We start from the raw sequence: 22,358 nt of genomic DNA on the forward strand, positions 1-22,358 counted from the left end.
CACTGGTCACGACGCTATCGGGCCCCACTGACAGCGCGGCCGACGGCGGCGGCTCCGCCGGCCCCGCCCGCTCCCCGCGCCGAGGGCGCTGTCAGTGGGCCGACCTATCGTCAGGTCCGTCGAGGTCGGTCGACGGGAGGCCACGGCCACCGGCCGCCACTCCCCGGTCCCGCGCGCCAAATCACGGCTGCCGCACGGACATCGGCCCACCTCGTCGACCACCCCGTCAGCACGGTTCGACAGTTCGGAGCCCTCCGCCATGAGCGATGCCACCACCCCCGCCACGCCCGACCCGAACGACCCGCTGGCCCTCGCGGAGCTCTTCAAGGGCGGCGGCGAGCCCTGGCTCCCGCTGCTGAAGCCGGTCATCGAGGCGCAGCCGGACGCGGCCTCGTTCATCGGCGCGGGCCGCGGCCCGGAGGTCGTCCCCGTCCGCGAACTGACCTTCCAGGCGCTCAAGCCCAACGCGCCGCACCGGTGGAAGGTCGTGATCTTCGGTCAGAACCCGTACCCGCGGCCGGAGAGCGCCACCGGCATCGCCATGTTCGACAACACCTTCCACGACTGGAAGGACAGTCAGTTCGGCCGGGTCGTCAGCATCCGCTGCATCATCAAGGCGGCGGCGATGTGGAAGTACGGCGTCCCCAAGAAGACCCCGATCGCCGACATCCGTGCGCTCCTGAAGAAGGAGGACACCGTCCAGCCGCCGGAGTGGTTCCAGGCGATGCTCACGCAGGGTGTGCTGCTGTTGAACGCGGCACTCACCGCCAGTGCCGACGGGGCGATCGGGACGGACCGGCACACCGCGTTCTGGCGGCCGGTCGCCGAGCGGATCGTCGAGGAGATCCTCAGGGCCAAGCAGAACGCCGCCGAGGAGGACCGTGGCGTCGTCTTCGCGTGGTGGGGGGCGCACGCGCGCAACCTGAAGAAGGTCGTCCTCCGGCTGCAGGAGAAGTACCCCGAGGTCGAGGTCCGGCACATCGACCACCCCAATCCCGCGGCGCAGGGCGACGTCTTCTGCGACGGCGACCACTTCGCCATGGTGAACGCGGCCCTCGCCTCGCTGGGCAGCGACGCGATCGACTGGCTTCCGAGCAAGGGGTGGAACAAGGCCGGGGCGGAGGCCGGCGGGACGGACGGTGACGTCGCCGACCGCATGGGCGCGTTCATCGCGTCCACCATGGAGCTGCACCAGCTCTATCTCGACCGGCTCGCGAGCGTCAAGGACGAGGGCCTCGTCCTCCCCGCCATCACGGGCGTGTTCGACACGCCGCTCATGGACTTCCGCGAGGCCGTGGGCCCGGTCGCCGAGCTGCTGTCCGGGCTGGACCGCCACGTCGTGCGGTCGGACGAGTTCGGCAGGCGGCGGGCGGACGAAGCCGCCGGCGGCCTGTCCGCCGACGCGATCGCCGCCCTCTACCTCTACACCTGCGAGTCCGCGTTCTACCGGGAGATCAACGCCATCCTGCGCTCCCCGGACCGCACCAGGATCGTCCCCTACCTCCCGTATCTGCGGCTGCTGTTCTCGGCGGTGTCCCAACTGCCCGCGCGCACGGAGCCGTTGTGGCGCGGGGTGTCGCTGGACCTCCGGGCGCAGTACCCGCTCGGGCGGACGGTGACGTGGTGGGGCGTCTCCTCGTGCACGTCCGAGCTCGGCGTGGCCCGGGGGTTCCTCGGCAGCCGCGGCAAGCGGACGCTCTTCGAGGTGCAGCCCGCCCGGGCGGTGGGCATCCGCAGCTTCTCCGCGTTCACCGGCGAGGAGGAGTTCATCCTCCTGCCCGGCACCCAGCTCAAGGTGACGGACGTCAGGACGGAGCGCGGCGGCCTGTGCACCGTGAAGCTGACGGAGCTGGATGATCAGTCCCTGGTGTCCTGACCACGCCCCGGAGGGCCCCCGCCGGCCCTGGCCGCCCGGGCCTCGAGGTGGCGTTGCTCGGCGATGCTGGCGGTGGCCCTGGCGGCACGCCGGTAGTGCTCGTACGCCCCGGCCGTGTCGCCGGTCCGCTCCAGCAGATGGGCCCGGACGGACAGCAGCCGGTGGTGCCCGGCCATCCGTTCGTCGCCGTCCAAGGTGGACAGCAGGGCCAGCCCCGCCTGCGGGCCCTCGGTCTCGGCGAGCGCGATCGCCCGGTTGAGGGTGACCATCGGGTTGGGCGCGATCCGTTCCAGGATCAGGTAGAGGGCGTGCACCTGTGGCCAGTTGGTCTCCTCGGCGGTGGCCGCGGCGGCGTGCGTGGCGGCGATGGCGGCCTGCAGCTGGTAGGGCCCCAGCGCCGGGCCGGCCAGCGCCGCCTTGACCAGCCCGATGCCCTCGTCGACCAGTGCGCGGTCCCACCTCCCGCGGTCCTGCTCGTCCAGCGGCACGAGGTCACCGGCCGCCGTGGTCCGCGTCTCCCGGCGGGCGTGGGTCAGCAGCATCAGTGCGAGCAGTCCGGTCACCTCGCCGTCCTCCGGTAGCTGCGCGTGCACCGTCCGGGCCAGCCGGATCGCCTCGCGCGCGAGGTCGGCGCGGTGCAGCTCGCTGCCCGAGGAGGCGGTGTAGCCCTCGTTGAAGATCAGGTAGAGCACGTGCAGGACAACCCGAAGCCGCTCCTCCCGCTCCGCGCCGGCCGGCAGGCCGAACGAGCTGCCGGCGGCCTTGATGCGCTGCTTGGCCCGGCTGATCCTGGCCGCCATCGTGCCCTCCGGCACCAGGAACGCGCGGGCGATCTCGGCCGTGGTCAGGCCGCCGACCGCCCGCAGCGTCAGAGCCGTCTGGGAGGCCGCGGTCAGCGTGGGATGGCAGCACAGGAACAGCAGGACGAGCGTGTCGTCGGTGTCCGGCACGCCGTCGGGCAGCACCTCGGCGGCCGTCGCCGACTCCCGCTCGCGGCGCGCGTGGTCGCTGCGCATCTGGTCGATGAGCCGCCGGGACGCGACGGTCACCAGCCAGCCGCGCGGGTTGTCCGGCACTCCCTCGGCCGGCCACTGCACGGTGGCGGCGAGGACGGCCTCCTGCACGGCGTCCTCGCAGCCTTCGAACCGGCCGTACCGGCGTACCAAGGTGCCGAGGACCTGCGGCGTGAGCTCACGCAGCAGGTCCTCGAAGTCCGGTGCTGTCATGCCTCCAATTGTCCGTCGGCGAACATGACCTGCCGCACCTCGACACCCAGACCCTCGATCGCGGCGTCCGGAATCTGCGCCGCCAGCTCGACCGCCCGCGCCTTGTCCTCGCAGTCGACCAGGTAGAAGCCTCCCAGGTACTCCTTGGACTCCAGGAACGGACCGTCGGTCACCACCGGCTGGCCGTTGCGCACGGACACCACGACGGCCTGGGACGGGTGGACCAGCGCCTGCGTGGTGATCAGCTCGCCGGACGCCTTCAGCGCCTCGATGAACCCACCGTGACCGGCGCCGATCGCCGCCTTCTCCTGGTCGGTCAGCGCGTCCAGCACCGCCGGGTTGATGTGCATGCTGATCAGGAACTGCATCTCGTACCCCTCATGGTTCGCGGGCCCCGGGCGGGCCCTCCGACCGGTTGGTCGGAGCCGGCGCCGCCGTCTTGACACCCCCGCCGGAACTTTCGCACGAGTCTTTCCCGCCGCACCGACCGACCCGCTGGGGCGCCACCTCCGGCGACGCTCGACCGCGGGGGACGGGCCGCCGGGGGCGACGGCCGGCCGTGGCAGGCGCGGGAGATTCCGTCCGTCACCGATGTCAAGAAGCTCCCGGCCGCTCCGACCAACCGGCGAATCGTCGGGAGAACAGGGAGTTTCGGATATGCGGGTCAACCGGGCGTGGCTGGGACTGGTCGTCCTCATGCTGCCCACACTGCTGGTCGCGATGGACACGACGGCGTTGCTGCTCGCGCTCCCCCAACTGAGCGCCGACCTGGGTGCCACCAACGTCCAGCAGCTGTGGATCAGTGACGGCTACGGGCTCATGGTGGCCGGCCTGGTCATCACCATGGGCACGCTCGGCGACCGGATCGGCCGCCGCCGGTTGCTGATGACCGGCGGCGCGGCGTTCGCGGTGCTGTCGGTCGTGGCGGCCTTCGCGACCGGCCCGCTGATGCTGATCGTCGCGCGTGCGCTGCTGGGCGTCGCCGGCGCGACCCTGGCGCCGTCCACCCTGGCCCTGATCATCACCATGTTCCGCGACGAACGGCAGCGCGGGCGGGCCATCGCGATCTGGGCGACCTGCCAGTTCACCGGCGGCGCGCTCGGGCCCGTCCTCGCCGGAGTCCTGCTCCAGCACTTCTGGTGGGGGTCGGTGTTCCTGGCCGCCGTGCCGGCGATGGCGTTGCTGCTGCTCGCCGGGCCGGTCCTGCTGCCCGAGTTCCGCGGCGACCGGGCGGGGCGGCTGGACCCGGTCAGCGTCGGGCTGTCGCTCGTGGCGGTGCTCCTGATGGTCTACGGCATCAAACAGCTGACCGTCGGGAGCACGCCGGTCGTGCCGGCGGCGGCCCTCGTCGTCGGCGCGGCGGCCGGATTCCTGTTCGTCCGCCGGCAACTGCGGATGGAGACGCCCCTGCTGGACCTGCGGCTGTTCCGCAACCGCCCGTTCACCGCCGTGATCGTCGCCCTGGTCTTCGCCGGCGTGGCCATGGCCGGTACCGGCCTGCTGGTGACCCAGTACCTACAGAGCGTGCTGGGCTTCTCGCCGGTGGCGTCGGCGCTGCTGTTCGCACCGATGGGCCTGGGCGTGGCGGCCGGCACGACGGCCGCGCCGGCACTGGCCCGGCGGATGCGGCAGACGACCGCCATCGCCGGCGGGCTGGCGGGATCGGCGCTGGGCAGCCTGTTGCTCGTCCGCGTCGACGGTGCGGGCGCCCTGCCGCTGGTGATGACCGGGATCACCGTCCTGGCGCTGGGCACCGGCCCGCTGTTCGCGCTGGGCACCGGGCTGGTCGTCGGGTCCGTGCCGCCGGAGCGCGCCGGCTCGGCGGCGTCGATGTCGGAGACCGGCAACTACTTCGGCGGCTCGCTCGGCTTCGCACTGCTCGGCGCGACGGCCGCGGCGGTCTACCGCAGCCGGACGGACGGCGCGTCCGACTCGCTGGCCGGCGCGGTCGCCGCCGGCCGGAGCCTCCCCGCCGGCCAGGGCGCGGAACTGCTCCACACCGCGCGGGAGGCGTTCACCGCCGGCCTGCACGTCACCGGCGTCGTCGCCGCGGTCATCTTCGCCGGGCTGGCCGCCCTGACCCTGGTCATGCGCCCGGCCGCCCGCTCCACCCCGGCCGCGCTCCCCGACTACGAGGCGACTCGCTCGTAGGGCTTGTCCGACTGTTCGCGGCGCGGCGGGAACTGTCGGACGAGCCCTACGGCTTGTCTCCTGCCGGGCCGGTCTCGTGGCTGGGGTACCACCGCCGGGAACCCTCTCCGCGAGCGCGTCCGGCGTGGCGGCACCGGCAGCTCCGGCCTGGGCTACGAGGCCGTCGTGGCGCCCGGGCGGGCGCTGTGGCGGCCGTGGGGCCGGCCGCTTTCGGAGCTGAGGTCGGTCAGCGCCTCGGTGAGGATCTCGCGGGCCTCGTCCGCGCGGCCCTGCTCGATCAGCGCGGTGCCCAGCTCGGTGAGGGTCTTGGTCATCGAGTCGGGGCGCCCGACCGCCTCGAAGTGCACCAGGGCCTGACGGTACGCCTTCTCCGCGGCGGGCCAGCGCTTCAACGCCGCGCGGTCGAGGCCGAGTTCGTGGGCCGCGAAGGCGGCCATCAGGTGCGGCAGCGGGGACGACCAGAGCTCCACCAGCTCCAGGGCCCCGGCCAGGGCGAGCCGGCGGGACTCCACCGCCTCCTCGACCCGGCCGGACTCGCGCAGGCAGTTGGCCGCGCCGCGCAGGGTGACCAGCCCGCCCAGCCGGGCGGACCGGCCGGGCACGGCGGCGAAGACCTCGGCGGCCTGGCGGTAGGTGTCGAGGGCCTCCTGGTGCCGGACGAGGAACCGCAGCGATCCGCCGAGGTAGATCAGCGCCCAGCCCTCCTGCTCGCGGTCGCCGATCTGCCGGGCCGACTCCAGTGCCTCGCCGGCGAGTTCGGCCCCCCGCCGGTACTGGTGGAGGCAGGTGGAGTAGGTCCAGGCCAGGTAGTTCAGGTGGACGGTCTCGGCGAGCCGGTCACCGCACGCGCGGGCGGCGTCGACGGAGAGCTGGAAGACCTCGGCCCAGATGTCCCAGCTGATGAGGCGGTCCGAGAACCAGTGCATCGCCTCGGCGGTGTCGATGACCTCCCGGTGGCGGCCGGCGGCGAAGGCCTGACGCAGGGCGGCCAGCCACTCCGGGCTCTCCTCCTCCAGCCAGCGGGCGGCCTCGGCGAGCGCCCCCGTGGCGGCCGGGTCCGGTTCGCCGCCGCCGGAGTCGTCGTCGGCGCCGTTCTCGGCGGCCTCCGGGTCGAACAGCAGGCCGGCCTCGGCGGCGCGGCGCAGCAGCCAGGCGCCCGCCCGGCCGCGGACGGCTTCGAGGCCCTCCGGGGTCTCCTCGGCGGCGAGCAGCTCGCCCGCGTAGAGGCGCACGAGGTCGTGCAGGCGGTAACGCTCCGGGGTGGAGAGCTGGACCAGCCCGGCATCGGTGAGCTGCTCCAGGTGGCGCTCGGTACGCGGGACGGACAGCTCCGCGTAGGCGGCGACCACGGCGGCGGTGACGTCGTACCCGGCGGTCAGCGCGCAGCGGCGCAGGACCAGCCGGGTCTCGGCGGGCAGCCTGCGGTAGGAGAGGGCGAAGGCCGGGCGGACTGCGAGGTCCCCGGTCTCCAGAACGTCCAACCGGTACTCCTCTGCGGCGAGTTGGCGCACGAGGTGGCTGACGGTCTGCTGTGGGCGGGCGACCAGGCGCTGGCCGGCGATCCGCAGGGCGAGCGGCAGGTACCCGCAGAGGCGGGCGAGTTCGGCGGTGGCCTCGGGCTCGGCGGCGATCCGGTCGGGGCCGGCGATGCGGCCCAGCAGGACCGCGGCCTCGGCCGCGGTGAGGGCGTCGAGCCTCAGGCGGTGGACGGACTCGAGCCCGGGCAGGGTATGGCGGCTGGTGACGACGGTCAGGGCCGGCCCGGAGCCGGGCAGCAGCGGCCGCACCTGGCTCTCGTCGGCCGCGTTGTCCAGCAGCAGGACGAGCCGGCGCTCGCGGACCAGCGCGCGGTAGAGGCCGGCCCGCTCCTCCGTGCCGGCGGGCACCGCGCCGTCGGCGACGCCGAGGGCGCGCAGGATCTGGCCGAGGGCGTCGCGGGCGGCAAGGGGCTCGGGGGCCATGCCGCGCAGATCGAGGGAGAGCTGTCCGTCGGGGAAGAGGTGGGCCAGGGTGTGGGCGGTGTGCAGGGCGAAGGCGGTCTTGCCGAGGCCGGGCTGACCGCTGATCAGGACGACCCGGGGGTGGGCGGGCCGGTCCTCCGGGGCCGGTTCGCCGGTGCCGGCCAGTGCCGTGATCAGCGCGAGGGCGTCCTCGCGGGCGGTGAAGTCGGCGATGTCGCGGGGCAGGGCCAGGGCGTACGTCCCGGCGGCCTGGGCGGCGGCGCTCTCCTCGGGGGCGGGCGCAGCGGCGGCGGGTGTGCCGGCGGGCGCGGCGGCAGGAGCGGGAACGGCCGGAGCGGGAGCGGCCGCGCCGGTGGCCCGGGTGCCGCGGGGGCGGCCGGCCCGGGCGGCCTGTTCGAGCGCGGCGGCCCGGCGCTGGTCGAGTCGCAGTGCCTCGGCCAGGGCCCGCACGGTGCGCCGCTGCGGCCCCCGGGTGCGGCCGCGTTCCATGTCCCCCACGGCGCGCAGGCTGATCCCGCTCACCGCGGCCAGCTCCTCCTGCGTCAGCCCCGCCCGCACCCGGTACCGGGCCAGCAGCACGCAGAACTGGTCGGCCTCGCCGGTGTCCGTCACCGTGCTGCCCGGATCAGCCATGTTCCGCCCCCGCTACTGCCACTACTTCTGCCCCTACTCGTACCGCGTCGGCCGTATGAGGCAGAAGTATGCCCGGTCCACCCCGGTCCTCCGCCATCGGCCCAGCTCAGCGCGGTCTTCCCGCACCCGGTGAGGCGGCCGGCCGGGGCTCGGGGCGGCACTTTCGCCCGCTGGATCTGCCGGTAGTTCTGCTCATGGCGGCAGTTCGGGGAGCATCCTGCGGACCACGGCGGACCACGCCGGGCGGTCAGCGGTCTCCGGCCAGGAGGAGCTCGGCCTGCCGCCGCTCCACCGTGGCCTCGGTGGTGCGGCCGACCGCCTGGAGGAGGTCGGCGAGCAGGGCGTGGGAGCGGTGCTGGAGGGCCGCGTCGCCGACCGTGCGCCCGAGCGCGACGGCCAGTTGGGCCGCGACCAGGGCGAGGCCCGGGCGGCCGAGCGCGTCCAGGGCCCGGGCCCGGCTCTGCGTGGCCAGCACGACGTCCACGCCGCCGGGGCGGGCGGTGGCGGCCTGCAGCGCCTCGTCGGCGTGGGCGAGGGCCGGGCCGGGCGCGCCCGCCAGCACCAGGGCGTCGGCGAGGTCGCTGAGGGACCGGGCCAGCAGGTGGCCGGCGCCCGGCATCCGGGCACCGGCCACCAGGGCGGTCAGCAGCGGCAGCGCCTGGTCGTACCGGCCCGCCCGGACCAGGGCGTCGGCGACCCGGGCCCGGCAGCGGTGGCGCAGCAGCGGGTCGTCGGCCCGGTCGGCCGTGGTGACCGCCCGGTCCAGGTGTTCGGCGGCGCCGCGGAACACCCGCCGGTCGACCAGCAGGACGGCGAGGTCGGTGCAGAGCCGGGCCTCGGCGGCCGGGTCGGCGCAGGCACGGGCGGCCCGCAGGCCGGCCTCGACGGTGGTCCGCCAGTGGGTGCGGTCGAAGTCGGTGCGCTCGTAGAGGCGCCCGGCCCGGTGGGCGAGCTGCCAGGCCTCGACGGTGCGGCCGTGCTCCTCGGCGCAGAGCACCACCGCGCGCACGGCACCTTCCTCCCGCCGGAACCAGGCCTCGGCCCGCCCCGCACCGGCCGGGCCGGGCGCGTCGGCCGCGGTCTCCGCCAGGTAGTGGCCGATCAGCCGGTCCAGGGCGGCGAGCCGCTCGTCGCAGGTGAGGTCGGCGGCCAGCCGGGCGCCGTAGCGGCGGACCAGCTCGCGCCGGGTGTAGCGGCCGGGTGTCGTCTCCTCCAGGAGGTGGGTCGCGTCGAGCCGGGCCAGCAGCGTCCGGGCGGCGGCGGGTGGCAGGTCGGCGAGCGCGGCCGCGGTGCCGGTCCCGATCACCCGGCCGGGGTGCAGGCCGAGCAGGGTGAACAGCCGGGCCGCGGCGGGCGTCAGCGTGCGGTACGTCAGGTCGAGGGCCGCGGTGATGCCGAGCGGGCCGCCCGTCCCGGCGAGCGCGGCGTGGCCGGCCTCGTCGTCGGAGAGTTCCGCGGCGAGGTCGCCCAGGGTCCAGCCGGGCCGGGCGGACAGCCGGGCGGCCGCCAGGCGCAGGGCCAGCGGCAGGCGGTCGCACCGTTCGGCGAGTTCGACGGCGGCCTGCGGCTCGGCGGCCACCCGCGCCGCGCCCAGGCTCCGGGCGAGCAGGTCGCCGGCCTCGGCGGGGGTCAGCACGTCCAGCGGCACCGGGATGCCGCCCTCCCTGAGCAGGAGGTGCCGCAGCCGGCTGCGGCTGGTGACGACCGTGACGGGCCCGGCGGGTGCGGCTCCCCCGGCGAGCGGCAGGCCGGGGTCGGGCGGCGGGTCCGGCAGCAGCGGGGCGAGCTGCTCGTACGAGCGCGCGTCGTCCAGGACGAGCAGCATCCGGCGGCCCGTCAGCAGGTCGCGGTAGCGGCGGGCGCGGTCGTCGGGCGAGTCGGGCAGCTCGTCCTCCGGGACTCCGAGGGCGGTCAGCAGGACGCCCAGCACCTCGGCGGGGTCGCGTGGTCCGTCCTTGGCGAAGCCGCGCAGGTCGACGTGGAGCCGGCCGTCGGGGAAGCGGTCGGCGGAGCGGTGTGCCCAGTAGTGGACCAGGCCGGTCTTGCCGACCCCGGCGGGCCCGGTGACCAGGATCGGGCGGCCGGCGGGACCGGTGGCGACCGCCTCGTCCAGCCGGTCGAGTTCGGCCGTCCGGCCGACGAAGCGCCGGTCGGCGGGCGGCGGCGCGGCCGGTGCCGGCCCCGCGGGTGCCGCGGGGCCGGGCCGGGGCGCGGGGGCCGCGGACGGCGGGCCGGCGTCCGCCCGCCGGCCGAGCCGCTCGCCGGCCAGGCGCAGCTCGGGGCCCGGTGCGCCCGGCAGTGCGGCCACCGTCCGGTCGTACCGGGCGATGGCTTCGTCGTGGCGGCCGGCCTGGCCGAGGCAGGTGATCAGCCGGGCGGCCAGCCCCTGTCGGGAGGGGTGGGCCGCCGCGGCTTCGGTGAGTTCCGCGACGAGTTCGCCGCCCCGGCCCGCCCGGCAGAAGCCGTCGGCGAGCCGGTCGAGGGCGCGCAGCCGCAGGTCGTCCAGGTGCGGGGCGGTCCGTTCCCGGAGCAGGGTGGAGCCGCAGTCGGTGAGCGCGGCGCCGTGCCAGAGGTCGACGGCGGCGCGCAGGAGCGGGAGTGCCGGGTCCTCGTCCGGGAGCGTGCCGGGGCCGGCGGGGCCCGGTCCGGCGGGGTCGGGGCGGCCGGGCAGGTGCAGGCCGGCCCGGTCACAGAGCCGCTGGAAGCGCAGCGCGTCGACGCGGTCGGGGTCGCCGGTGAGGACGTAGCCGGTGCCGCGGGTGCCGAGGGCGAGTGAGTCGTCGTCAAGTACGCGGCGCAGGGCGGCGATGTGCCCCTGGAGGGCGGCGCGGGCGGTGGGCGGTGCGGTGGCGTCCCAGACCAGTTCGATCAGTTCGTCGGTGGCGACGAGCTGGTCGAAGCGGATGGCGAGCGCGCTGAGCAGGGCGCGGCGCTTGGGGGCCGAGGGTGTGACCGGCGCCCCGTCGTCACGCCGGAGGGCAACCGGTCCGAGCAGGTCGATCCGCATGCGGCCGCTCCCCCTCCCGCGCCGGGCGGGCATTCCTCCCGGCGGCGCTTCTCCGAGCCGTCCGAAGCCGCTCGATTCGCTGATGATCCGGTCGGTCGGGTCGGTCCGACCGGCGGCGGCCGGACGGGCCCGGGCAACGACGAGGGCGTCCGATCCGGCCGGTCCGTCCGAAGGATAGGCCCGGGCCGGCCGGTGGCCCACGCCGGGTCCGCCGCCGGCCGGTCGCCCGTCGCCCGTCGCCGTCCGTGGCGCGGCCGACACCTGCGGGCACTACACTGCACCACCCGGGACGGTCCCGGGCCTGGTCGGGGTGGTCTGAGGGTGAGGGGTACGGGTGCGGATTCGGCTCCTCGGCCCGGTGGAACTGCGCGCCGGGGCAACCGACTTCGCGGCTCTTCCGGGGGCGCAGCGGCGGGCGGTCCTGGCGCTGCTGGCCCTGCGGCTGGGGCGGGTGGTCGCCGTCGACACCTTCTGCGAACTGCTCTGGGGCGAGTGGCCGCCGGCCAGCGCCCGGGCGGCGCTCCAGGGGCACGTGGCCGCGTTGCGCAAAGCACTCGCCGGGACTCCGTTCGTGCTGCACACCCGAGCACCCGGCTATCTGCTCACCGGGCCGGCCGACGAGGTGGACGCGCTGCGGTTCGAGGCGCTGACCGGCCGGGCCGACCGGCACGCCGGCCGCCACGAAGGCAGCGCGGACTCCTACGGCTGCGACGGCTGTGACGACTCCGGCGGCTGCGCCGCGGACGACGCGGCGATCGCGCTGCTGGAGCAGGCGCTGCGGCTCTGGCGCGGCGGCGCACTGGCCGACCTGCCCGACACCGCACCGCGCCGCGCTCTGGTGGAGCAGCTGGACCAGGCCCACACCCGGGCCCTGATCGCCTGGGCCGGGCTGCGCCTGCGCCAGGGCAGCGGCGCGGCGGCCGTGCCCGTCCTGGAACAGAGCGTCCGGGCCGACGGGCTGCGCGAGGAGGTGGTGGCGCTGCTGGTCCGGTGCCTGCACCAGAGCGGGCGGCAGGCGGACGCGCTCACCGCGTACCACCGCGCCCGCGTGAGGCTCGACGGCGAGCTCGGCATCCGGCCCGGCCCGGCCCTCCAGGCGGCCCTCGCCGAGGTGCTGGCCGGTGGCGGGGCCACGCCGCCTTCGCCGCCCCGGGCCCGTCCGGCCGACCCCGCGCCGACGGCGCCGGCGCCGGCCGCCCACCCCGCGCCGCGCCAACTCCCGCGCCCGCCGGCGGACTTCGCCGGCCGGGAGACCGAACGGCAGTGGCTGGACCGGATGTGCGGGCCGGACCGCGGCGACGACGGTCCGGCACTGGTGGTCGGCCCGGCCGGGGTCGGCAAGAGCGCCACCGTCCTCGCCTGGGCACACCGCGCGGCCGGGGACTTCCCGGACGGCCTGCTCTTCGCCGACCTGCGCGGCTTCGACCCGGACGGCCCGGCGGACCCGGCGGAGCTGCTCGGCCGGTTCCTGCTCGCGCTGGGCGTGCCGGCCTCCGAGATCCCCGCGGACGGGGCCGGGCGGACCGCCCGCTACCGCGACCGGACGCGCGGGCGGCGGCTGCTGGTGGTCCTGGACAACGCCCTCGACGCCGAGCAGGTCGCCGAGCTGCTGCCCGGCGCGGGGTGCGCGGCCGTCGTCACCAGCCGGGGATCACTGGAGGGCCTGCTGGTCGCCGAGGGGGCCGCCCTGCTGCGCCTGGCCCCGCTGCCGGAGGCCGACGCCCTGCTGCTGCTGGAGCACGGCCTGACGCCCGCGCGGGTGCGGGCCGAGCCGGCGGCCGCCGCGCGGCTGGCCGGGCTCTGCGACGGGCTGCCGCTGGCACTGCGGACCGCGGTCGCCAGGCTGGCCGCCCGGCCGGACTGGACGATCGCCGAGCTGGCCGACGAACTCGCCGACGAGCGCACCCGCCTGGGCGCGCTGGAGGCCGACGGGGTGGCCGGTGTCGGCGAGGCGCTGGAGCAGACGTACCGTCACCTCTCGCTCGACGCCACGCTGCTGTTCGCCCTCCTCGCGACCCACCCGGGCCGGGATGTGGACGCCCTCGCGAGCGCGGCACTGCTCGGCACCGACCCGGCCGCCGCCCGCGCCACCCTGGGCGAGCTGGTCGCGCACCATGTGCTCACCGAGACCGCGCCCGGACGGTACGGCCGCCCCGACCTGGTCCGCCTGTTCGGCGTCCAGCTGCTCGCCGAACAGGCGGAGGGGTTCCGCCGGATCGGCACCGAGCGGCTGCTGGACTACTACCTGGAGGCCGTCTGGCACTGCGGCGAGCAGGTGGAACCGGGGCAGGACAGCCTCGGCGAGCGCGTCCACCCGCCGGTCGCACTGCCGCCGGTGACCGGCACCCGCGGCGCGCTCGACTGGTTCGCGGCCGAGGAGCCGGCGATCCGCGCCCTGGTCATCTCGACCGCCGGCACCGACCCCGGGCGGGCCTGGCGGCTGGCGGCGGCCGCCTGCCCGCTCTACTACGGCTCCAGCCGGTTCACCGACTGGCTGGACTGCCTGCGCGCGGGCGAACGGGCCGCCGAAGCCTGCGACGACCGGGTCGGCATCGCCCTGCTGCGCGGGGCGGTGGCCAACGCCCTGCTCGGCCTGGAACGCCGCCAGGAGGCGGCCGAGGTCGCCCGCACGGCCGTGGCGGGCACGTCCCCCGCGGACGGCGCCGCACACCTGCGGGCACTCGCCACCCTGGCGCTGGCCACCGCCCTGCGGGGGGGCACCGCCGAGGCCACCCGGCTGGCCGCCACGGCGTTGGCGCTCGCCGAGGAGAGCGGCGACGCCCGGCGCCTCTCCTACGCGCTCGGCTACCAGGCCGGGGTCAGCCTGCTGGCCGGCGACCGGGAGGGGGCGCTGCGCCAGGCCCGTGAGGCCAGGGGCCTGCTGCCCGGCCTCCCGGCCTCCACGATCCAGCTCTGGTCGATGCTGACGGAGGCGCAGGCACTGCAGGCGCTCGGCCGGCACGAGGCCGGCGAGCTGGCCTGGCACCGCCTGCTGGCCACCTGCGAGGAGGCGGGCATGCTGCACCTGCAGGCCCTCGCCGAACAGTCCTACGCCACCTTCCTGGCGGCCCGCGGCCGCGAGCCGGAGGCCGTCGGCCGGATGCGCTCGGCGCTCGGCCGCTTCCGCTCCTGCGGCCATCTGGCCGGCGCGACCAGCGAACGGGCCACCGTCATCGAAGAGGCGCTGAACGCGCGGACCGACCGGCGAATCTGACGGCTGGTCAGCCGGTCGGCCCCGGCCGTCAGGCGCCCGCCCCGCGGCGCACGGGGGCCGCCGTCGCGGTGCGGGCCTCCTTCGGGCCGTACCCGTGTTCCGCCGCCAGGACCGGGCGCAGGGCGCGGATCGCATAGAAGTTGCGGGACTTGACCGTGCCCGGCGGCACGCCGAGCCGGGTGGCGGCGTCCGCCACCGACCGGTCGTTCAGGTGCAGCTCGACCAGCACGTCGCGGTGGTGCTGCTGGAGCCGCCGGAGCGCCGAGTCGACGTCCCGGGCGACGACCACCTGGTCGTACGGGTCCTCGGTGACCGGGCGGTCCGTCGACTCCTCGCCGAGCACCTCGCGGGCGCGGGCGGCGGCCATCCGGTAGTGGTCGATGGCGATCCGCCGGGCGACGGTGAACAGCCAGGGCCGGCTCTGCTCGGGCCCGGCCGCCAGCGCCTCGGGGTTCTGCCAGGCACGCAGCAGAGTCTCCTGCAGGATGTCCTCGGCCTTGCCGCGATCGCCGCCGGTCACCCGCAGCAGCGCCCGCAGCAGGTAGCCGCCGTGCAGGCGGTGGATCTCGGCGAGGGTGTCCGGGTCGAGGGTCGGACGGGCCTTGCGCGCGGCGGCCGCGGCGGACTTGGCGGCGGACCGGGCCGCGGCGGCGGCCTTGGCGTCCGCAGCGGCCGACGGCTCGGCGGGCCGGCAGGCTCCCGCCGCCACGGCGGACCGCAGGATGCCGGACTGGGGAGGGGGGCCCGGCTGTGACGGGATGACCGGGTGGGTGACGGGGTGCTTCTGGGTGACCAGGTGCTGCTGGGCGACCGGCTGTGACGGGGTGGCCGGCTGTGACGGGGTGACGGGCGGCATGGGGAAGCGCTACCTCTCGGGTCGGGCAAGGGCAGGGCAGAGACCGACCGGAATCCCCCCGGTGGTCGGACACCAGGCTGCCGGGGGCCGCCAAGAGTGCACCAACATTCCGCCAACGCGCGCCCCGCGCCCGCTCAGCCCCTGGTGAGCGCGCCGACCAGCTCCTGGACCCCGTCCTCACCCCGGTGCTCGATCAGCACGGCCACCCACTCGGCGAGCCGTTCCCGGTCGGCCACCGACCAGGCCGCCGCGGACGGGTGCTCGTCGACGACCAGCACCGTCGCGAGCCGCAGCAGCGCGGGCAAGGGAGCCAGACGCGGCCGCCCCGCCGGCAGCGCGCGCACGGCGATCCGCCGGGCGACGGCGATCACCTCGTGCGCCGGCGCCTCGGGTACCGCCAACGCGGGCGGCCCGGGCAGGCTCTCCACCCGCTCGCCCACCAGGGCCGCGACGAGGTCGCCCGGTCTCCGTCCGTCCGCCGCCATCGTTCTCCCTCCCCCGTCCCGCACCGGGACGCATGCCGACTCTCCTCGGTGGTGCCGGCCACTGGCCGTACACCCCGGGGAAACGGTATCGATTGGCCGCCGGATCCAGCAGCGGATTTCCGGCGGCCGGCCGCACAGCCGGCAACCTCACAGCAGCCGGACGGACGGGCGCTCGCCGCCCTGCCGCCCGCCCGGCCTGCTTCCGGGGCCGTCCTAGAACGTCGTCCAGTCGTCGTTGTCGGGGGTGTTGAGGGTCTTGATGCGCTCGCCGTCGGGGAGGTCGAAGCTGTCGGTGCCGATCTTGAACTTGCTGCCGTCGGCCTTGCGGCCGTAGATCACGACCGTCTCACTACCCCGGCCGCTCAGCGACACACCGACGCAGCGCCCGGACTCGGCGACCGCGGTGGACATGTTGCCCCGCTTCGGGAACACCGCGTAGGAGGCGTAGTTTCCGTACGAACACAGCACGAAGTTCTTCCCGGCGGGGATGGCCGGCTGCTTCGGCTCCGTCGGGTCCAGGTCCCCGGCGTGCGCGGAGGTGGCGCCGGTGAGACCGATCAGACCGGTGGCCATGAGCAGGCCGACGGTACGGACGGCGCGGGTCGTGGTGGTACGCATCTGGTCCTCCGAGCGCTACGGGAGCGCCGCATGCGCCCGATCCGCTCAACGGGCCCGCCGTCCGAAGCGGTTCACCGCCGCCTCCGGCACCCGGCCGCGGCCGACGGGAGCAGCCGGCGGGGGCGTCCGGCCCGGGCCGGCGGGGGCGTCCGACGGGGGCGTCCGGCCCGGGCCGCCGGGTGAACCGGGACGGGCGGACAGCCGTATTCCTGACTGGACGGGCCGACACGGCGGACACCCCGGGAGGGACACGGCATGACGTTCGCGGACGACAGCCCCGGCCGGGAACGACGCCCCGGCCCGGAGGACCATCCGGACTACACGCCTGCCGACTGGCCCGTCCCCGTGCCGGTGGTCGCCCGGCGGCCGCTCGACACGCTGGGAACCCAGCTGATCCCGCCCGCCGAACGGTCGTTGTTCGCCCGTGCCGCGGCCGCCGGGGAACCGCCCGCTCCGGCGGACCCTCCCCCGACCGGCCCGGCCCCGGCCGCCCCCGTACCGGCCCCGGCCGCGAGCCCCGCACCGGCCCCGGCCCCGGCCCCGGCCGGACCTGCGTCGCCGCCGGCACCACCCACCGCGTTCGCCGGATTCGCGCCCGCGGCGGGACCGCAGCCGCCGGCACCGCAGCGGCCGCGCATGCTGCGGCTGCCTTTCGCGGGCGGCGCGGAGGCACGACGGCTTCTGGTCGACCGGATCCGCACCCCGCTGCTCGGCTGCCACCGGATCGCCGTCCTCGGCCGGCCGGTCGAGGACCGCTGGACCGGTGCCCCGGTGACGCTGGGTGCCCTGCTCTCCCGTCACCGCTCGGACCGGGTGGTCGTCCTCGGCCTGGAGGACCGGGGCCCCCGCCGGAGTGCCGTCGGTCCGCCGGAGGGCGTACCGGCGAGCCTGTGGGCCGTGGGCGACGTGTTCGCGGCGGTGCCCGGGCCGGACGGTCTCACCCGTCCGGCCGACCGGCTCGAAGTGCTGACGACGCGTCCCGGCCCGTGGGCCCCCGCCCTCGACGCGGACCGCTACCGGCACGCGGTGGGGCTGCTGGGCACCCACTACCCACTGGTCCTCAGTGACGCCACGGCCGCGGCGGACGACGTCCGGCAGGCCGCCGTCGAGCTCGCCAACCAGTTGGTGATCTGCGCGAGCACCTCGGCGGCCGACGCGGCGGCCGTGTCCACCCTGCTGGAGGGCCTGGTCGCGCAGGGGCACGGCGCACTCGTCCGCGGCGGCACCGTCGTCTTCACACCGTGCCCGCCCTCGGCGGCGGGGGCCGATCGCCCGGTACCGGCCCGCGAGCTGGTCGCACACTTCGGCACCCGCTGCCGGGGCGTCGTCGTTCCCCCCGACCGCAGGCCCGCGTCGGCCGGGACGGCGATGCTGGAACTGGCCGCTCTGGTCGGCGACGCGCTGGCCGCGACCGTCCCGTGGGCGGCTGCCAGGCCGTACGCCGCTGCGGCCACCACCGCGGGCCTGCCGGTGGCCGGGCACTGACCCACCGCTGCGCACGCTCCACCCGCTCCGCCGCCTCCTCGCGACGCACGCGCCGCAAGCCCACGCGTTCGGAGGACCGCTCCGCACGCCCTACCCGGTCCCGGCTCCCTGCTCGGGCCTCGGTGGCTGCCAACCGCGGGCCCGGCCGCGCGGGCCGACGACCGCGCCCACCGCGACCAGGCCGATCACACCCATGGCGCCCAGCGCCACGACGACCGCCTGGTGGGGGGCGGCGGAGTCCGGCCGGCCGGGCGGCATGGCCACGGCGGCCGGACCGGCGGTGACGGCGGCGGCGGTGGGAGGCGACGGCTGTTCCTGCGGGAGGAGGGCGGTGACGGCCGCCACCGGGTCGACCGTGCCGTGGCCGACCTCCGGGTCGGGTGCCGGGCCGGCCGTCCGGTAGGCGGTCGCCTTCAGCCGCTGTGCCAGCTGGTCCGCGGTCAGGCCGGGGCGGTAGCCGAGCACCAGGGCTGCGGTGCCGGCCACGAACGCCGTCGCGTAGCTGGACCCGGTGCCCGTGTAGTAGCCGCCCGGGTTCGGGCCGACGCTCATCACCGCGTCGCCGGGGGCCGCCAGATCCACCCGGCCGCCGACCACTGCCCCGTCGCCCTCCGGGAGCGCACCGCCGGGTGCGAGGTCGCGGACGGCCAGCACCTCGGGATAGGCGGCCGGGTAGACCGGTTGCGGCTTCGCCGCGTCTCCCTGGTTGGGGGGCGGCGCGTCCGGGGCCACCGGGGCGAGGACCAGCGCGCCCCGGCTCCGGGCCTGCCGCACCGCCGCCGCGAGCGCGTCACTGCCCGCCGGGACGGTCACGCCCACGTCGATGACGCGCGCGCCCCGCTCGACCGCGGCCGTGATCCCCTGGGCGAGGAGATCGGCGGTGGTGGCTCCGGTGTCGTCGGTGACGGCCACCGCGAGAATCCGGGCGTGCGGGGCCAGGCCGGCGAATCCGGTGCCGTCGCGCCGGGCCGCGGCGATCAGGCCGGTCAGGAAGGTCCCGTGCCCGACGCAGTCGGCGGCCGGGTCACCGGCCCCGGGCAGCTTGGCCGCGTAGCCGATCCGCCCGGCGAGCGTGCCGGCCCCGTCGGACACCCCGGAACCGAGCACCGCGACGGTGACGCCGTCGCCCTGGCTCAGTGGCCATACCCGGTCGGGCCGCAGGAAGGTCTGCGGCCAGGGGGTGAGCTGGGTGCCCTTGGCCGAGGCCGGCAGGCAGCCGGCCGGGCGCCCGGACGGGTCGCGGCGCAGCTGGCCGACGCCCGGTAGCGCGTCGGCCGGTGCGCCCGCCGCTGTCGGTGCTCCCGCCGCCGGCGCACCCGACGACCCGGGTGACCCCGGTGCCGCCGACGGTCCGTGCGTGTCGGCCAGTGCCGTACCCGCCGTCAGCAGGCCGCAGGCCGGCAGCAGCAGGGCCCCGGCCAGCACTGCGGCCACCGGCCTCACAGGAAGCTGCCGATCCGCTCGGCCGGGATGTCCTGCGGCAGCAGCAGGCTCAGTTCGGCCAGGTCGGCGATGTCCAGCCGGGCCAGTCGGCCGGCCTGGCGGGTGATCATCGACTCCAGGACCTGCCGGGCGAAGCGTCCGTTCCCGAAGCTCCGGTCGCGCGGGACGGACGCGAACCGGACGCCGAGCGCCGCCAGGGTCTCCGGGGTGCAGCGGTAGCCGCCGGCCTCGGCCTGGAGCCGCACGATGGTGAGCAGTTCCTCGTCGCTGTAGTGGTCGAAGGTGATCTCCCGGGAGAAGCGCGACGCCAGACCGGGATTGGAGGCCAGGAAGCCCTGCATCTCCTCCTGGTAGCCGGCCACGATCACGACGACCTCGTCGCGGTGGTCCTCCATCAGCTTCATCAGGGTGTCCACCGCCTCCTGGCCGAAGTCCCCGCCGGCGCCGTGGCGCGGCGTCAGGGTGTAGGCCTCGTCGATGAAGAGCACGCCGCCGCGGGCGCGTTCGAAGGCGTCCCGGGTCAACTGCGCGGTGTGGCCGATGTAGCGGCCGACCAGGTCGGCGCGGGCGGTCTCGATCAGCTGGCCGCTCGGCAGCACGCCGAGTTCGGCGAGCAGCTCGCCGTAGAGCCGGGCGACGGTGGTCTTTCCGGTGCCGGGCGGGCCGGAGAAGACCAGGTGGTGGCTGATGACGGCGGCCGGCAGCCCGGCCTCGACCCGGCGCCGGGTCTGCCGGGTGAGGTTGACGAGGTCCTCCACCTGTTCCTTCGCGGCAGCGAGCCCGACCATCGCGCGCAGCCGGTCGAGCAGGCCGGGCTCCTCGGGCTGCTGGGTGCCCGCGGTGGCGCGGGCGGCCGCGGCGGCGGCGTGCTCGTCGACGTCGGACGGGACGAGCAGGGCGAGGTCGGCGTTGTTGATGCTCTCCAGCTCGGCGAGCCGGGAGGCCTGGCGGTCGACCATCTCCTCGAACACCTTGCGGGCCGCCCGGCCGTTGCCGAAGTCGGCGCCCCTGGGCATCCGTTCGAAGTTCTGGGCGAGGGCCTCGCGGGTGCCGTCGGCGAGTTCGTAGCCGTGGCCGGCCGCCGCGCGTTCGACGATGGTGGTGAGTTCGTCGACGCTGTAGTTCGCGAACCCGACGGTCCGGCTGAACCGGGAGGCGAGGCCCGGGTTGGAGGCGAGGAACGCGCGGATCTCGGCCTCGTAGCCCGCCACGATCACCACCAGGTCGTCGCGGTGGTCCTCCATCAGTTTGACCAGGGTGTCGATCGCCTCGCGGCCGAAGTCGGGGCCCGTCCCGCCGGAGCCCGCCGACAGGGTGTAGGCCTCGTCGATGAAGAGCACCCCGCCGAGGGCCTCCTTCACCACCTCGGTGGTCTTGAGTGCCGTACCGCCGATGATCGAGGCGACCAGGTCGGCCCGGGCCACCTCGACCAGGTGGCCGCTGCGCAGCACGCCGAGCTCCGCCAGGATGGCGCCGTAGAGCCGGGCCACGGTGGTCTTGCCGGTGCCGGGCGGGCCGGCGAAGACCAGGTGCCGGCTCATCGGCAGGGCCGGCAGCCCGGCCTGTTCGCGGCGTTTGGCCAGCTTGTTCAGGTTGACCAGGGTGGCGACCTGCTCCTTGACGCCCTCCAGGCCGACCAGCGTCCGCAGGACCGCCTGCGGGCCCTGCGGGCCGGCGTCCGGCCCGGCCGGGGCCGCGCCCCCGGAGGCCTCGCCCTCGCCTTCGGGGGCGTCGGCCGTACCGGCCGCTCCCGCCGCGGCGGTGGCGGTGCCGTGGGCGTCCGCCGTGCGGTTGTCGCGGCTGTCCAGGTTCTCGACCGACAGCCGTTCGCTGGACTCGCTCTGGCGCAGGCCGGCGCCCTGGTTCTCGGCGACCACGCAGTCGGTGAGCCGGACCGGCTCGGTGGTCTCCGAGCGGATGCCGTCCACCGTGTTGCCGGTCAGCCGGCACCCCGTCAGGGTGGCCCGGGAGCCGGGCAGCAGGTGGAGGCCGTGCCGGCGGTTGGCCCGCAGCCGTGACCTGGTCGCGGTCAGCTCGCCGCCGCGCTCGACGCTCACGCCGTCGTACTCGTTGTCGGCCGTCTCGACCTCGCGCAGGGTGGCGATGCCGTCGGCGCCGACCGAGATCCCGCTCGCCCGGCTGCCGCGCACGGCGCCGCCGCCGAGGTAGGTGTTGGCGCCGTCGGCGATCCGGACGCCGGACTTGCCCGCGTCGAGCACGGTCGCCTCCTCCAGCCGGCCGCGCCCGTCCCGCACCACCTCGACACCGTGTCCGGACGCGCCGGAGACGATGATCCGGCGCAGCAGCGGGTTGGCGCCCTCGCGGACGACGACGCCGTTGCCGGCCGCGTCGCGCACCTCCAGGCGGTCGAACTCGGCGGCGCTCTCCTCGCTCAGCTCCACGCCGTCGGCCTCGCCGTCGCGCACCACGGCCCGGACCAGGGTGGGTCCGGAGGACTCCCCGACGAAGATGCCCGCCTGGGCGGCGGAGGTGACCTCGAAGTCCTCGAAGGTGCCCCGGGAGCGGCCGGCGACGTGCAGGCCGTGGCCCTGGGTGCGGACCGCCCGGCAGCGGCGAAGCAGCGGGTCGGTGCCGTTGGCGAGGACGAACCCGTGACCGCGCACGGCGGTGACGGTGCACTCCTCCAGCACCACCCGGGCGGTGGAACCGAGGAAGACGCCCTGTGCGCTGTCCCGGACCTCCGTCCGCACCAGCCGTGTGGTGCTCTGCTCCTCCAGTGCCACGGCGGGCTTGTCGGTGGCGGAGATCTCGCAGTCCTCGATGACCCCGCGGGCTTCGCCGTTGGCGCAGACGCCGTTGCCGCGGGCGTCGCGCAGCACGCAGCGCCGCACGACGGGGTTGGACCGCTCGCCGATCACCAGGGCGGAGGTGCCCAGGTGCTCGATCACGCTGTCCTCGACGACGCTGGTGCCGTCGGAGGTCTCCACCAGGCCGGCGCCGGCCGGGTTGGTCACCCGGCAGCCGCGCATCGCCAGCGAACCCTGCCGGCGGGTCAGCACGGCCGTCCAGGAGTTGCCGATCACCTCGCAGTCCTGGAGGGCGAGCTGGCCCTGTGGCACGTCCACGGCGGGCAGGTCGTCGTCCTGCCCCTGGATCACCAGTCCGGTCAGCTGGACCGCCTCGGCGAGGACCTGGACCACCGAGCCGCGCCGCGGGCTGATCCGCACACTCCCCCGGACGTCCTCGGCCGCGATGGTCACCATCTTGGTGACCACCAGGTTCTCGTCGTAGCGGCCGGGGCGCACCGAGATCACCGCCCCGCTTCGGGCGACCTGGAGGGCTTCACCGATCGTGCGGTAGGAGCCGGCCTCCCGCTGCTCCGCGCAGACCGTCAGCACCGGGCGCGACATGCCAGGGGTTCCCTTCGTCGGGGTGGTTCACC

The 22,358-nt window shown here is 76.1% G+C and carries 13 protein-coding genes; 4 read left to right on the top strand and 9 right to left on the bottom strand.

What is annotated here, in order from left to right:
- Positions 1 to 259: 259 nt before the first annotated feature.
- Positions 260 to 1,876, top strand: a complete 1,617-nt coding sequence (locus tag ACZ3YO_RS21855) for an ADP-ribosyltransferase domain-containing protein (RefSeq protein ID WP_465571691.1) — start codon at positions 260 to 262, stop codon at positions 1,874 to 1,876.
- Here ACZ3YO_RS21855 and ACZ3YO_RS21860 read toward each other — a convergent pair.
- Together ACZ3YO_RS21860 and ACZ3YO_RS21865 are read right to left on the bottom strand one after the other, a co-directional pair.
- Positions 1,858 to 3,102: an RNA polymerase sigma factor gene (locus ACZ3YO_RS21860; RefSeq protein WP_465571694.1), complete on the bottom strand. Its 1,245-nt coding sequence runs from the start codon at positions 3,100 to 3,102 to the stop codon at positions 1,858 to 1,860. The genes ACZ3YO_RS21855 and ACZ3YO_RS21860 overlap by 19 nt on opposite strands.
- Positions 3,099 to 3,470 (bottom strand): YciI family protein, encoded by a 372-nt coding sequence (locus tag ACZ3YO_RS21865; protein WP_465571697.1) that lies wholly within the window; start codon positions 3,468 to 3,470, stop codon positions 3,099 to 3,101. Before ACZ3YO_RS21865 ends, ACZ3YO_RS21860 begins: the two co-directional genes overlap by 4 nt.
- Positions 3,471 to 3,759: 289 nt before the next feature.
- On the opposite strand from ACZ3YO_RS21865, the gene ACZ3YO_RS21870 reads away from it, so the two are divergent.
- Positions 3,760 to 5,253 carry an MFS transporter gene (locus ACZ3YO_RS21870; RefSeq protein ID WP_465571699.1) on the top strand — a complete coding sequence of 498 codons (1,494 nt, stop codon included), beginning with the start codon at positions 3,760 to 3,762 and terminating at the stop codon, positions 5,251 to 5,253.
- A gap of 152 nt (positions 5,254 to 5,405) precedes the next feature.
- Here ACZ3YO_RS21870 and ACZ3YO_RS21875 read toward each other — a convergent pair whose 3' ends face one another.
- A complete protein-coding gene (locus ACZ3YO_RS21875) occupies positions 5,406 to 7,847 on the bottom strand; it encodes a tetratricopeptide repeat protein (RefSeq protein ID WP_465571702.1) in 2,442 nt (813 codons plus the stop codon).
- A gap of 247 nt (positions 7,848 to 8,094) precedes the next feature.
- Entirely contained in the window at positions 8,095 to 10,854 is a 2,760-nt protein-coding gene (locus ACZ3YO_RS21880; RefSeq protein ID WP_465571705.1) for an AfsR/SARP family transcriptional regulator, read from the bottom strand.
- A 334-nt stretch (positions 10,855 to 11,188) separates the two neighbouring features.
- Here ACZ3YO_RS21880 and ACZ3YO_RS21885 point away from each other — a divergent pair, with 334 nt between their 5' ends.
- Positions 11,189 to 14,068, top strand: coding sequence for an AfsR/SARP family transcriptional regulator (locus ACZ3YO_RS21885; protein WP_465571707.1), 2,880 nt, complete (start codon positions 11,189 to 11,191; stop codon positions 14,066 to 14,068).
- Between the two features lie 28 nt (positions 14,069 to 14,096).
- On the opposite strand, the gene ACZ3YO_RS21890 is transcribed toward ACZ3YO_RS21885, so the two are convergent.
- The 3 genes from ACZ3YO_RS21890 to ACZ3YO_RS21900 form a co-directional block, all read right to left on the bottom strand.
- The gene (locus tag ACZ3YO_RS21890; protein ID WP_465571710.1) at positions 14,097 to 14,924 is read right to left on the bottom strand and encodes a sigma-70 family RNA polymerase sigma factor; all 828 of its coding nucleotides are present in this window, start codon (positions 14,922 to 14,924) and stop codon (positions 14,097 to 14,099) included.
- Positions 14,925 to 15,058: 134 nt separating this feature from the next.
- Entirely contained in the window at positions 15,059 to 15,409 is a 351-nt protein-coding gene (locus ACZ3YO_RS21895) for a hypothetical protein (protein ID WP_465571713.1), read from the bottom strand.
- A 213-nt stretch (positions 15,410 to 15,622) separates the two neighbouring features.
- Positions 15,623 to 16,027 (bottom strand): hypothetical protein, encoded by a 405-nt coding sequence (locus ACZ3YO_RS21900; protein WP_465550596.1) that lies wholly within the window; start codon positions 16,025 to 16,027, stop codon positions 15,623 to 15,625.
- A gap of 255 nt (positions 16,028 to 16,282) precedes the next feature.
- On the opposite strand from ACZ3YO_RS21900, the gene ACZ3YO_RS21905 reads away from it, so the two are divergent.
- A complete protein-coding gene (locus tag ACZ3YO_RS21905) occupies positions 16,283 to 17,512 on the top strand; it encodes a hypothetical protein (RefSeq protein ID WP_465571715.1) in 1,230 nt (409 codons plus the stop codon).
- Between the two features lie 90 nt (positions 17,513 to 17,602).
- Here ACZ3YO_RS21905 and ACZ3YO_RS21910 read toward each other — a convergent pair whose 3' ends face one another.
- Positions 17,603 to 18,946, bottom strand: coding sequence for a S8 family serine peptidase (locus ACZ3YO_RS21910; protein ID WP_465571717.1), 1,344 nt, complete (start codon positions 18,944 to 18,946; stop codon positions 17,603 to 17,605).
- 5 nt (positions 18,947 to 18,951) lie between these two features.
- The gene (locus ACZ3YO_RS21915) at positions 18,952 to 22,326 is read right to left on the bottom strand and encodes a right-handed parallel beta-helix repeat-containing protein (RefSeq protein WP_465571720.1); all 3,375 of its coding nucleotides are present in this window, start codon (positions 22,324 to 22,326) and stop codon (positions 18,952 to 18,954) included.
- Positions 22,327 to 22,358: the final 32 nt, after the last annotated feature.

The organism is Kitasatospora sp. NPDC022785, from assembly GCF_055561295.1.

Excerpts from the sequence above, each read along its gene's own strand:
- ACZ3YO_RS21855 (WP_465571691.1), top strand. The coding sequence starts at position 260 with ATGAGCGATGCCACCACCCCCGCCACGCCCGACCCGAACGACCCGCTG.
- ACZ3YO_RS21860 (WP_465571694.1), bottom strand. The coding sequence starts at position 3,102 with ATGACAGCACCGGACTTCGAGGACCTGCTGCGTGAGCTCACGCCGCAG.
- ACZ3YO_RS21865 (WP_465571697.1), bottom strand. The coding sequence starts at position 3,470 with ATGCAGTTCCTGATCAGCATGCACATCAACCCGGCGGTGCTGGACGCG.
- ACZ3YO_RS21870 (WP_465571699.1), top strand. The coding sequence starts at position 3,760 with ATGCGGGTCAACCGGGCGTGGCTGGGACTGGTCGTCCTCATGCTGCCC.
- ACZ3YO_RS21875 (WP_465571702.1), bottom strand. The coding sequence starts at position 7,847 with ATGGCTGATCCGGGCAGCACGGTGACGGACACCGGCGAGGCCGACCAG.
- ACZ3YO_RS21880 (WP_465571705.1), bottom strand. The coding sequence starts at position 10,854 with ATGCGGATCGACCTGCTCGGACCGGTTGCCCTCCGGCGTGACGACGGG.
- ACZ3YO_RS21890 (WP_465571710.1), bottom strand. The coding sequence starts at position 14,924 with ATGCCGCCCGTCACCCCGTCACAGCCGGCCACCCCGTCACAGCCGGTC.
- ACZ3YO_RS21895 (WP_465571713.1), bottom strand. The coding sequence starts at position 15,409 with ATGGCGGCGGACGGACGGAGACCGGGCGACCTCGTCGCGGCCCTGGTG.
- ACZ3YO_RS21900 (WP_465550596.1), bottom strand. The coding sequence starts at position 16,027 with ATGCGTACCACCACGACCCGCGCCGTCCGTACCGTCGGCCTGCTCATG.
- ACZ3YO_RS21905 (WP_465571715.1), top strand. The coding sequence starts at position 16,283 with ATGACGTTCGCGGACGACAGCCCCGGCCGGGAACGACGCCCCGGCCCG.
- ACZ3YO_RS21915 (WP_465571720.1), bottom strand. The coding sequence starts at position 22,326 with ATGTCGCGCCCGGTGCTGACGGTCTGCGCGGAGCAGCGGGAGGCCGGC.